9 protein-coding genes and 1 pseudogene are annotated in these 11,798 nt (G+C 45.0%); 5 read left to right on the top strand and 5 right to left on the bottom strand.

Annotation, left to right across the window (positions count from 1 at the left end):
• Positions 1–1,517: 1,517 nt before the first annotated feature.
• From XZ46_RS16260 to XZ46_RS16270, 3 genes are all read right to left on the bottom strand, one after another.
• Positions 1,518–2,393 carry an IS630-like element ISAtsp1 family transposase gene (locus XZ46_RS16260; RefSeq protein WP_048895136.1) on the bottom strand — a complete coding sequence of 292 codons (876 nt, stop codon included), beginning with the start codon at positions 2,391–2,393 and terminating at the stop codon, positions 1,518–1,520.
• 211 nt (positions 2,394–2,604) lie between these two features.
• Positions 2,605–4,197, bottom strand: coding sequence for a hypothetical protein (locus XZ46_RS16265; RefSeq protein ID WP_006624822.1), 1,593 nt, complete (start codon positions 4,195–4,197; stop codon positions 2,605–2,607).
• Positions 4,198–4,552: 355 nt separating this feature from the next.
• Positions 4,553–5,038 (bottom strand): hypothetical protein, encoded by a 486-nt coding sequence (locus XZ46_RS16270; protein WP_006624821.1) that lies wholly within the window; start codon positions 5,036–5,038, stop codon positions 4,553–4,555.
• A gap of 149 nt (positions 5,039–5,187) precedes the next feature.
• Between XZ46_RS16270 and XZ46_RS16275 the strand changes: the two genes are divergently transcribed.
• Complete coding sequence (locus XZ46_RS16275) at positions 5,188–6,042, top strand: LysR family transcriptional regulator (protein ID WP_006624820.1); 855 nt, start codon at positions 5,188–5,190, stop codon at positions 6,040–6,042.
• 291 nt (positions 6,043–6,333) lie between these two features.
• On the opposite strand, the pseudogene XZ46_RS32760 reads toward XZ46_RS16275, so the two are convergent.
• A pseudogene (locus XZ46_RS32760) lies at positions 6,334–7,268 on the bottom strand (IS630 family transposase).
• Between the two features lie 160 nt (positions 7,269–7,428).
• On the opposite strand from XZ46_RS32760, the gene XZ46_RS16295 reads away from it, so the two are divergent.
• Positions 7,429–8,304: an IS630 family transposase gene (locus XZ46_RS16295; protein ID WP_048895137.1), complete on the top strand. Its 876-nt coding sequence runs from the start codon at positions 7,429–7,431 to the stop codon at positions 8,302–8,304.
• Here XZ46_RS16295 and XZ46_RS16300 read toward each other — a convergent pair.
• Entirely contained in the window at positions 8,288–8,677 is a 390-nt protein-coding gene (locus XZ46_RS16300; RefSeq protein ID WP_008057215.1) for a hypothetical protein, read from the bottom strand. The two genes, XZ46_RS16295 and XZ46_RS16300, sit on opposite strands and share 17 nt — an antisense overlap.
• Positions 8,678–8,787: 110 nt before the next feature.
• Between XZ46_RS16300 and lysS the strand changes: the two genes are divergently transcribed.
• From lysS to XZ46_RS36830, 3 genes are all read left to right on the top strand, one after another.
• Positions 8,788–10,356, top strand: a complete 1,569-nt coding sequence (gene lysS, locus XZ46_RS16305) for a lysine--tRNA ligase (RefSeq protein WP_006668156.1) — start codon at positions 8,788–8,790, stop codon at positions 10,354–10,356.
• A 188-nt stretch (positions 10,357–10,544) separates the two neighbouring features.
• Entirely contained in the window at positions 10,545–10,679 is a 135-nt protein-coding gene (locus XZ46_RS37600) for a hypothetical protein (protein ID WP_008057216.1), read from the top strand.
• A 269-nt stretch (positions 10,680–10,948) separates the two neighbouring features.
• Positions 10,949–11,545, top strand: a complete 597-nt coding sequence (locus tag XZ46_RS36830; protein ID WP_008057217.1) for an SGNH/GDSL hydrolase family protein — start codon at positions 10,949–10,951, stop codon at positions 11,543–11,545.
• Positions 11,546–11,798: the final 253 nt, after the last annotated feature.

Consider the following 11,798-nt stretch of genomic DNA (forward strand, 5'->3'; position numbering starts at 1 on the left):
GACGCGACCACTGCCAACCATCTATGATTAGCAAGACCGAATGTCCGACTTGAACCATCGTAATACACTAGCAGCGAAATAGGTTGACACGCTGCGCTCAAAAGGGCAAGGGGAAAAGTAGGGGGTTCGTGCGACTACCTACACAGACCTTTAAAAGTACCCCGGCGGAGAGGACAAATCTAACGATGGAATGCCCATATAATCGGAACGTTGTAACCCCTCTAATGCTCTGCCTATAAACCAGTGAGTAATGCTATTCACAAGGCAGTAGTGAAAAATGTAAGCGCATGCTTAGAGGGTGAAGGATGTGACCAGAAGCTAAAGCCCAATTGTCATGGTTGGGATATGCCCACAGGTCACGGTGGGGATATAGATACTGCGGTCAGTAAGAGTATAATGGCGAGGACGAGTTTAAAGACTACGTGGTGCATATAGCTCTGAACATCGAAGTAGAAAGCAGGTCTCTTGATTCTGCTCCTTTGACAAATAGGGTATCCACACCAGGAGCCGTGTGATGGGAAACTATCAAGCACGGTTCTGAATGGGAGAGGGTGAAGGTGACTTCACTCTCGACCCCTAACCTTAGAGGGTGAAGGATGTGACCAGAAGCTAAAGCCCAATTGTCATGGTGGGGATATGCCCACAGGTCACGGTGGGGATATAGATACTGCGGTCAGTAAGAGTATAATGGCGAGGACGAGTTTAAAGACTACGTGGTGCATATAGCTCTGAACATCGAAGTAGAAAGCAGGTCTCTTGATTCTGCTCCTTTGACAAATAGGGTATCCACACCAGGAGCCGTGTGATGGGAAACTATCAAGCACGGTTCTGAATGGGAGAGGGTGAAGGTGACTTCACTCTCGACCCCTAACCTTAGAGGGTGAAGGATGTGACCAGAAGCTAAAGCCCAATTGTCATGGTTGGGATATGCCCACAGGTCACGGTGGGGATATAGATACTGCGGTCAGTAAGAGTATAATGGCGAGGACGAGTTTAAAGACTACGTGGTGCATATAGCTCTGAACATCGAAGTAGAAAGCAGGTCTCTTGATTCTGCTCCTTTGACAAATAGGGTATCCACACCAGGAGCCGTGTGATGGGAAACTATCAAGCACGGTTCTGAATGGGAGAGGGTGAAGGTGACTTCACTCTCGACCCCTAACCTTAGAGGGTGAAGGATGTGACCAGAAGCTAAAGCCCAATTGTCATGGTTGGGATATGCCCACAGGTCACGGTAGGGATATAGATACTGCGGTCAGTAAGAGTATAATGGCGAGGACGAGTTTAAAGACTACGTGGTGCATATAGCTCTGAACATCGAAGTAGAAAGCAGGTCTCTTGATTCTGCTCCTTTGACAAATAGGGTATCCACACCAGGAGCCGTGTGATGGGAAACTATCAAGCACGGTTCTGAATGGGAGAGGGTGAAGGTGACTTCACTCTCGACCCCTAACGTGCGAGACGTTCGGGTATGAAATAGGGCTGAAATACCCGAAATATAGCATTAGTCAAGGTGGTTAGGACGCAGCTTTGAGAACGGAATCCATGGCATCATGGAGAGAATCAAACTGCTCAATGCAGTGGCGAATACGGGCTTTCAGCCACGACCAACATTTCTCTATCTTGTTGAGGTCTGGCGAATAAGGCGGAAGATAGAGTAAACGGCATTGAGCTGCCTCCACCAGTTCAGCAATCCGTCCCCCTTTATGAAACGTTGCATTGTCCAATACTAGAGTCTGACCTGGCTTCAATGTTGGAATTAAGATGAACTCCAACCACAACTCAAACACTGTCCGATTACAACAACCCTCAAAGCTAAAGGGAGCTAAGAGTTGTTGATGACACCATGCGGCTATCATACTTACCCTGCCCTGCCTCTTCCCTGATTTGAGTGCATGGAAGCGTTTTCCTTCCTCGCAGTAACCATAAGGGTAATCCGAGTCCTGACTATTCATGCCGGCTTCATCGAGGTAGACCACTTCTTCCGGCTCCATCTGTTCAATCTGAGCCATAAACTCCTCTCGCTGTTGCTCATCACGTTCTTGGTAGCCGTAAGTTTTTTTTCTGGTGAAGCCAATTTTCTTCAAGGCTCTGGATATGGTGCGAGGAGAGATGTCGTCATCCCAAAGTTCAGCCATTTGAGCTGCTGTTTTGTCGCCATGCTCTTGGGCAAAAGCCTTGAATTTTTCCCAGTCGGTAATTTTGTGGTTATTGCCAGGTCGGTGATGAGGTTTAGGGAGGAAGTCTCCGGTCTGTGCTTTTCTTTGCAGCCAGAGATTAATGGTGTTCCGGCTGACATGGAAAACTTGACTGGCTTCTGTTTTGGGCATACCGTCTAGTTCAATTGCATCAATAACTTTTTGTCTGAGGTCGTAACTATAGGGGGCTGGCATTTTTGGTCTTCTTAGTCATCTCGTCCTCTCCATTATACGTCCTAAGTGTTCTGTCTTGTGCTATATAAACAGTTATGGGGTGGTCAGAAGCGAGCTTCTTGTATTCACCCCAGGGGCTGAAACCCCCACCAGGCGGTTATTTAGGGTATCACAATCCTATTTTATGCCTGAACGTTTCGCACCCGATAATTAATTGATAACAGAAAGCCCCCTAAAAAGTGCGTTCTACCCTCAGTGTTTGACCCGGTGTAAGTTTCTTAATTTCCTCAGTTAAATCTAACCAGGGTTGTAGTTGTCCCGGTTGAAATGTGCGACTCATGACCACATAAATAGAGGTTTGGGAAGCCCCAATTCCTGCACTAATTACACCCTGCCAAGAAGAGGCGGTAATTTCATCTGTCACCAGCCATTGATTATCTTGCCAGAGTAATTTTCGCCGAAAGTGAAACGGTGCATCCTGCTTGCCTGTTATTAACATTTTTTGCAGCATTTTCCGAATTAAGTTGGGAAAAAACCGCCCAAAAGTTAACATGACTACCCGTAACAGGATTAATTTTAAGGGTGACATTTGGGTTTGTTTCGCCCATCCTAACTGCCCTTCGATAGTGATTTCGTCCTGTTCTACTTTGACCTGGTAAGGTTCGATTAGGTGACTGACGGCATTTTTTAAATTTTTCCCCTTGCTAATTTGCAGGGATATTTGAGTGTCAGAAATTACTAATTTATTGTTCCTAAATATCTTGAAAACTCCGCCTTTATTTAAGCCCATATATAACTCAACCCCGGGACGACGTTTGATTAAAATTTGGGCGTCTTTTAACCAAAGACTAGCCACGTCCCGGGGCAGAGGCTGAGGTCGATCGCTCACGAAATCTTGCCAAGCCAGCAGATAATTCCAGGCATGATGCCCAATAATATGATCATCAGCATAGCAAGGACCCAAGCCATTTTTTATACCCTGTAAAAACTGGTCATTAATCCGCAGGGCTTCTGGTAGCCACTTCCCCGCTAACTCAAAACCATGGGGAAAGAAATTATAAGTGTTGCGGCAGCCATATTCCCCGCCATAAGTGCCATCAGGGTGGATGAAATGGGACGCTAATTCTACACCTTTGGCGATCGCATTTTTCACCCGGTCATCAGGTTTAAGGCAGTCCAATTCTGCCAAACAGGAAAGGGTGAGAGTATGATATCCGGGGTCGCAACCCTCATACTCCCGAAACCATCCCTCTTCAGTTTGCCAACTTAAAAGGCGATCGAGTCTCGTCCCTTGTATCCGCCGCCATTTAGAAGTTTGCAGCAGGTTTCCCAACCTTTCCAAAGCTAGAATAATTAACGCCTCATGGTTCGCCAGTTGACCACTTTCGTAGTGGTTAGCCAACCAGTTCGCCCGTCGTTCAAAAAACCTCAGCGCCTCATAATCAACTAACCCCAATAGTCGATAACTTTCCACACAAGCCAGCAAAGAAAACGCCGAAGCCCCCGCCGCCCTTTCATAGGGGAAATAGTCATCACTAGAACCGTCTGCATGGGCGCTGCGGGCTGCAAAAGCTATCCCCGCTTGTACCCATTCCTTGATAGCGGGGTGTTGGTAATAGGAATTATCGGGAACATTGACTTCGTGGGCTAAAGCCAGGGGCCAGACAAACTCCTGGGCCATGCCACTGGGGAAGTCGATAATTTTATAATGCCAGAAGTTTCGGTCAAAACACCCATAGGTCGGACTGTGGGGGTTCCGATCTAGCAAGGTGAGAATTTTAGGAATTTGCCCTAGGGCTTCGATCGCAAATATATCTCTACTCACTTTGGGGTGGCTGAATTAATATGAAACCACATTCTAACTCGAAGTAATCCATCATCAATAATCAATAACTAATTCTATCACGCCTCCCTCTCCCCGGATATTTTGGGGGGTTGACAAACACTGCTCAATTGTGATATTCTGTCAGGAAAATATATAATTTTTTCATAGCTACTTTTTTTTAAATTGTCACTATTCCAATTATCTAAAATTATAGCAGAAACTTACCCAAAAATCAACCTACCCGCCCACAAAAAAAATTTTTTGTAACATTTTTTAACTTTTTGTTACAAAAGTTAACATAATCTGGGAGAGTCCCGGATGGTTGGGAACTCTCCCCCAGATGATGGATAATCCATCAAGCGACGCGCAGGCGTTCAAAGCCGTGTAAGATAGGGGGGCGAGCCTTATCAGAAGTCACTCTATACAGGCGGGAAATTTCGGCGCTATTATATACTCGGAACTCGCTTTCTACAGTAGCCCTGTGGGTACGGATAGCTTGATTCAAGACTAGGGAACCTTCGGGGTCGGATACTGACCGATGGAAGGTTCCTGGGGGAATCCGCAAAATGTGTCGATTAGCGTCTAGTCGGACAATATGATAGGGACATTCCCAAGCGAAATTAACTAGATAGAAAGTACGACCCCCGGAAACAGCCAGTAGGTTATCTTCTTGGTTGGGGTGTAGATAGAACTGCCAGTGGCCATCCTCCGTGTTGTTGGGACTGGTAGCTGGTCCTTCGTGAAAAACCAGATCCCTAGCATTAGAGTTGGGGATGGTGATATCGAAAAAACGCACGCTAGGGGTATCACGGAACTTATGGAAGGGCAGTAACTCGAACATAAATGATTAGAGTAGCGATTAAATTTTTCAGTTCTCCCATAGCTTAATGATCTGATTCGGTATCATGCAAAACTCATTAAGCATAATTTCCATGCGTAAACTGGATGGATGATTGTTAATGACGATGGTCTCCGGTTCGGTCAATTGTTATGAATTTGTTTCATGTGCGGGTGTTAATGGCTGTGGTCGCCAAGGGTAGCTTTTCTGAGGCTGCGCTGGATTTGAATATTTCCCAATCCTCGGTGAGTAGGGCGATCGCATCTTTAGAAAATGAGTTAGGGATTCCCCTATTGTGTAGGGGGCGCTTTGGAGCGCATTTAACCCCCATTGGTGAAAAAGTCCTAGGTCACGCCCAGAAAATCCTGGAACTGCGGGAGACTATCGACCACGAGGTGAATTTGGAAAAGGGGTTACAGGGGTCTAAGGTGCGGGTGGCTTCTTTTCGCAGTGCGGCTACCCATATTTTGCCGCCGAAAGTGGCTGAGTTTCGCAGTCGTTTTCCTAATGTAGAGGTGAAAATTACCGAGACTGATCCTGTGGGGGTGGAACAGGCTTTGCGGACGGGTCAGGTGGATATTGGTTTAGTTCCTTTACCGCGATCTGAAGAGTTTGATACTTGGGAAATTGCCCGGGATGAGTATGTAGTATTATTGCCCAATTCTAAGCAACCAATTCCCCAAAATTTAACCTGGGAAGAGTTGTCAGCTCATGCTTTTATATTGTACAATTATGCTGAGTGTACTTCGGCGGTGCGAGAACATTGGGCTAGGTGGGGACAGACCCTAAAAATTGCCTATGAGATTAAGGAAGATTCTACTATTGTTAGTATGGTGGCTCAAGGTTTAGGGGCCGCAATTCTGCCCCGGTTGGCGGCGCTACCTATTCCTAAGTCGGTGAAAGTGCGATCGCTTCCAGTACCCTTAGAAAGGGCGATCGGCGCGGCTATTCTTAGTAATGGTCTGCATCCTCCGGCGGTTTTCGCCTTCCTCGATGTATTACGTTAGAGACCTGCTCAATTGGTCGGTGGTCTGTATCCCCCCCAATGATTGACAACTCCCTGAGTTATGGTCGAACAGGAAGTCACCTTCCCGAACTCCACTTCAAAACCGTGCTTGCGAGTTTCCCAGCACACGGCTTCTGATATGGACACCCTTTTTCGTAGGAACAGAGTTACTACCCCCTGCTTTCGTACTTCGACTTTTGGAGCTGTATACAACCACGTAGTCTTTAAACTCGCTCTCGTCATAATACTCTTAATCGTCGCAGTACAGCCTTTATCTCAATCATTAAGCACATTAAAAACACTTGGTAAACCAGTTATTCAAACACTGTAAATCCACAAGGCTTACCGCCACTTCTACCAATCTCACTAATAATTCCATGGTCTCCGTCCTGAACTTGCACACTCAACTTTTGAGCTGTGACCACATCATCTCTATCGGGTTAAACTCAGGGGAATACACCGGCAGATATTCTACCCTGGCTCCTACTGACTCTATCATTTCTTTGACTTCTTCTCGATGATGAGAATTTCAGTTATCCATTACCACTACATCTCCTTTTTTTAATTTTGGCAATAAATCTAACTTGATGAATTGGAGAAAATCCTCTTTTTTCATGGATATTTATAATGTTTGAGTCGCCACCACTCCGGAGAGCTTAATTGCACCAATTATTGTCATTTTTTGACCTCGATAGGATTTCCGCAGTTCATAGACTTTTTTCCCTTTCGTAGCTCTGGCTAACGGTCTGCTCATCCCTACCCATAACCCACTTTCATCAATAAACACAAGCTTTTCAGGAGCCACATCTCTAATTCTTTACCAATAATCTACTCGCGCTTTCTGTACTTCTTCAGTTACTACTTTTTCGCTCCTGTATGTTTTTTTTTGAGACTTATATCGTGCTGCTTTAAAAATCTATCTATCATGGTCGTACTGACATTTATGCCCAGCTTGTCTCTGAGCTTCTCACTATATTGCCATAAGGTCAGGTCGGGGTGGGCTTCTACAATATCTATCACGGCTTCCTCATGCTTAGATCAAATGCTTTTCTTTTTAGTGCCACACTTACGAGGAGATAAGTCTCCCGTTAATCGATACTGTTTGACCAGTCGCCTTACCGTGTCTGGACTCACCAAAAAGCGTTTCGCTACTTTTCGGATAGAAGTGTCTCCTTTTTCATAGGCTTCTACTATCTTTTTCCGAAAATCTAAAGAGTAACGGCTCATGGTAGTTGGTTGTGATAACTTATACAATAGCCATACATTATACTGTACTTTGTGTTTTGTGTAAAGGCTGTAATACTCCTACTAATCGCAGTATCTATAGCACAAGACAGGAAAGTTAGGACGTATAATGGAGAGGACGAGATGACTAAGAAGACCAAAAATGCCAGCCCCCTATAGTTACGACCTCAGACAAAAAGTTATTGATGCAATTGAACTAGACGGTATGCCCAAAACAGAAGCCAGTCCAGTTTTCCATGTCAGCCGGAACACCATTAATCTCTGGCTGCAAAGAAAAGCACAGACCGGAGACTTCCTCCCTAAACCTAATCACCCACCTGGCAATAACCACAAAATTACCGACTGGCAAAAATTCAAGGCTTTTGCCCAAGAGCATGGCGATCAAGCCTCCGCTCAAATGGCTGAACTTTGGGATGACGACATCTCTCCTCGCACCATATCCAGAGCCTTGAAGAAAATTGGCTTCACCAGAAAAAAAACTTACGGCTACCAAGAACGTGATGAGCAACAGCGAGAGGAGTTTATGGCTCAGATTGAACAGATGGAGCCACAAGAAGTGGCCTACCTCGATGAAGCCGGCATGAATAGTCAGGACTCGGATTACCCTTATGGTTACTGCGAGGAAGGAAAACGCTTCCATGCCCTCAAATCCGGGAAGAGGCAGGGCAGGGTGAGCTATATAGCCGCATGGTGTCATCAACAACTCTTAGCCCCCTTTACCTTTGAGGGTTGTTGTAATCGGACAGTGTTTGAGTTGTGGTTGGAGTTCATCTTAATTACAACACTGAAGCCAGGTCAGACTCTAGTGCTAGACAATGCAACGTTTCATAAAGGGGGACGGATTCCTGAGCTAGTGGAGGCGGCTCAATGCCGTTTGCTCTATCTACCACCTTATTCGCCAGACCTCAACAAGATAGAGAAATGTTGGTCGTGGTTGAAAGCCCGCATTCGCCATTGTATTGAGCAGTTTGATTCTCTCCATAATGCCATGGATTCCGTTCTCAAAGCTGCGTCCTAACCACCTTGACTAATGCTATATCAATGCGATCGACCACCTCCACCACCGTCCCCTCCGATAACCTAGCAATACTTCCAGTGTTGAGAGTAGCCAGTCGGCGAACATTTACCCGATTACTCCTAATTCTAGCCTTGGCTCGCGGGTAAAAATCAGCACCCCGAAACTCACCATCAGGAAAATTGCGCCTCACCTCTGGCGGCGGTTCCCCCTCAAAGCCAGGATTCCCCACTATCGGCTCAAACAGAGCATCCCCATTAGCCTTCAAATCCTTTTCAGCATCAGGCCTGAACGCTAAACCAATAGCGATCGCACCTACTGCCAGTATAATAGCACCCAGGACAACGAGCCTAACTTTGGGTTTAACCTTCCTCATGGGATAAACAAGTGTTAACCACAGTAACTGATAAATATCCGGTTCTTCTGATCTTCACCATCGCTATGATATGAGATCCTAGGACTCTAATCTATAATGTAATTTCCGAAATGCCTGAGAATCCAACCCGCAACGAATTAGAAGTTCGTGCCAAAAAAGTCGAAGAATTGCGTAGTCAGGGTATTGAACCCTATCCTAGCGTAGCTTTTGAGCGATCGCACCTCGCCCAAGAAATTCACGATCACTTTTCCCAACCACAACACCAACTCGCCAACGGAGAAGCCGACCCCCAAGCACTTCCCCTGCGAGTCTGTGGTCGCATCACCTTCAAACGCGATAGCGGTAGTATTGGCTTTATTGGCTTAACCGACGCATCAGCAACCATTCAACTCAAAATCGAGAAAAAACTCGTCACAGGCGACCCCGGTTTAACATTCAACCAAATTAAAAAACTTCTCGATATTGGCGACTTTATCGGAGTCGAGGGTATTGGCTGCCGCACCAACCGGGGGGAACTCTCCATTCAAGTATCCCGCCTTGACGTGATCTCCAAAGCTACCATACCCTTCCCCGACTCCTACTATGGCATCAATGACCCCGAACTCTGTCGCCGCCACCGGGAAATAGACCTAGTTAGTAATTCCACATCCCTACAGCGGTTTAAACTCCGTAGCCGCATTATCCGCAGCATTCGCACCTATCTATGGAATGCCGGATTTGATGAAATTGAAACCCCCGTCCTCCAGACTATTTATGGCGGCGCGGCGGCGCGACCCTTTATTACCCATCACAATGCCCTAGATATTGATTTATACTTGCGTATTGCTACCGAATTGTTCTTAAAACGTGCCGTTTGTGGCGGTATGGAAAAGGTTTTCGAGATTGGTCGTGTCTTTCGTAACGAGGGAATTGATAGCACCCATAACCCAGAATTTACCTCCATTGAAGTCTATCAAGCCTATGCTGACTATTTCCAAATTATGGCTTTGGTTGAAGACTTAATCTGTGCCGTAGCTACAGAGGTTTTGGGCGGGTCTACTCAGATTGATTATCAGGGAGATAAAATCAGTATCGATCGCCAATATGACTACAGCAATATTTATCCCACATTCACCGGAAAACATTGGCGGGTTAAAACTATGGTCGAAGCTGTCCGAGATGAAACTGGCTTAGATTTTGATACCCTGGAATTCTCAGAAGCTAAATCCAAAGCTGAAGCGATCGGCGTGAGACTCACAGACTTAAATACTCAAAATTTGGGATATTTACTCTATGCCGTCTTTGACCAAAAGGTAGAATCAACCCTAATTGAACCTACATTTATTATTGATTTTCCCGTAGAAGTCAGTCCCTTGGCTAAACGACACCGTTCTAAGCCGGGATTTGTAGAGAGGTTTGAATTATTTATTCATGGCACTGAATATTCTAACGGGTTTTCTGAGTTAAATGACCCCGTAGATCAACGCCAGCGATTTGAGGAACAATTGGCTCAAAAACAAGCCGGAGATGATGAAGCACACCCCATGGATGAAGATTTTATTCAAGCACTTTCTTTGGGGATGCCTAACTGTGGTGGTATGGGAATTGGAGTTGACCGCCTAGTTATGTTTTTAACTGATACCCAGAGTATCCGCGATGCTATTTTATTCCCAACTATGCGTTCCTTCAAAGATACTTAATTCCCATTAATTTTAGGTCTGGGGGTAAATTAACTATTGATTATCCCCTGACCTCAGCGCCATGGCTTTACCAAACCTTTACTAAAATCATCCTGAAAGTTTACACCAGCCTATGTAATTTCACGGAGTCATCATGTTAAAGTTGCCTTACCATGTACAAATTACCCCAATTCACACCAGGGCTGGTTATGAAAAGCATCTACAAAAGCATCTCATTAACTACTAGCATTATTGGTGCGATCGCCATAAATATAATTACCGAGACCTCAGCGATCACCGCCACCTTTAACTTTAGTCAAATCTATATATTTGGAGATGGTTGATCAGATACAGGTAACGCTTATCAAGCCACTAGCGGAGCCATTTTTCAAGGTCTACCCTACTTCGACCAACGAGCATCTAATGGATTACTATGGGTAGATTATTTAGCCTCAGAATTCGGTTTAAATCCGACTACATTAATAGACCCAGACTCTCCCATTGACGGGGTAAATTTTGCCTTTAATGGAGCGACAACCGGAGATTTTAACGCCACCCAGGATTTTTACCAGGTTTATCAACTCAATTACAGGCATTTATTGCCCCTTTATTAATGTCCGGTCAATCCGCCAATTCTGATGCGTTATATATTCTTTGGGCGGGAGCAAATGATTATTTAGGGGGAAGGGAAACTGATGTAAATATCCCCGTTAATAATATTACGCAAGCTGTAAGTTCTTTGTATGGTGTGGGAGCCCGTAATTTTCTAGTGCTAAATTTACCGCAATTAGGAAAAACACCCATTGCCCAATTTAATCCCTTCGACCCAGTTGACCCTTTTAATTCCTTTAATCCCGCCGAACTTAATAGCCTCAGTATCCAACATAATCAAGCCTTACAGCAAGGAATCTTAGGGTTAAATAAAAGTTTATCTAATGCCCATATTAGCTTTTTTGATGTGGGTAGTTTATTCGATAATGCGATCGCTAACCCTCAACAATTTGGATTAACCAACGTAACTGATAGCTGTCTATCCTTAAGATCAGGCACAATTTGTCAGAACCCCCACGAGTATCTATTCTGGGATTATATCCACCCCACTACCACAGCCCATCAAATTATTGCTAGTGGCGTTTATCATCAAATGCAAACAGAATATAATAAGAAATCTGTCCCCGAACCTTCAGCCACTGTAGCTTTAATTGTTTGAGGAGTTGGTGCTATGGTTAAAAAAGGCAAATCGAAGCCACAATAACATCTCCATTCAAGCAACATGATAGGGGTGTATTGATTGTTAGTAGACACACCTCATAATTAGACCACATCAATCTGGATCTGAATCCGTTATCGCGTTTAAGAAAGTGTGAGGAGTAAACTTGATCACGGAAATGAAAGGCGATCCAGATTTGAGTGCTGGTATTTACAAGGAAGGTTTTTCAAATCTATCCCATGTTTTGATTAGG

Source organism: Limnospira indica PCC 8005 (assembly GCF_000973065.1).
GTDB lineage: Bacteria > Cyanobacteriota > Cyanobacteriia > Cyanobacteriales > Microcoleaceae > Limnospira > Limnospira fusiformis.

What these genes read in the sequence shown, in the direction of transcription:
- lysS (WP_006668156.1), top strand. Translation starts at nt 8,788, where the DNA reads ATGCCTGAGAATCCAACCCGCAACGAATTAGAAGTTCGTGCCAAAAAA.
- XZ46_RS16275 (WP_006624820.1), top strand. Translation starts at nt 5,188, where the DNA reads ATGAATTTGTTTCATGTGCGGGTGTTAATGGCTGTGGTCGCCAAGGGT.
- XZ46_RS16260 (WP_048895136.1), bottom strand. Translation starts at nt 2,393, where the DNA reads ATGCCAGCCCCCTATAGTTACGACCTCAGACAAAAAGTTATTGATGCA.
- XZ46_RS36830 (WP_008057217.1), top strand. Translation starts at nt 10,949, where the DNA reads ATGTCCGGTCAATCCGCCAATTCTGATGCGTTATATATTCTTTGGGCG.
- XZ46_RS37600 (WP_008057216.1), top strand. Translation starts at nt 10,545, where the DNA reads ATGAAAAGCATCTACAAAAGCATCTCATTAACTACTAGCATTATTGGT.
- XZ46_RS16300 (WP_008057215.1), bottom strand. Translation starts at nt 8,677, where the DNA reads ATGAGGAAGGTTAAACCCAAAGTTAGGCTCGTTGTCCTGGGTGCTATT.
- XZ46_RS16295 (WP_048895137.1), top strand. Translation starts at nt 7,429, where the DNA reads ATGCCAGCCCCCTATAGTTACGACCTCAGACAAAAAGTTATTGATGCA.
- XZ46_RS16270 (WP_006624821.1), bottom strand. Translation starts at nt 5,038, where the DNA reads ATGTTCGAGTTACTGCCCTTCCATAAGTTCCGTGATACCCCTAGCGTG.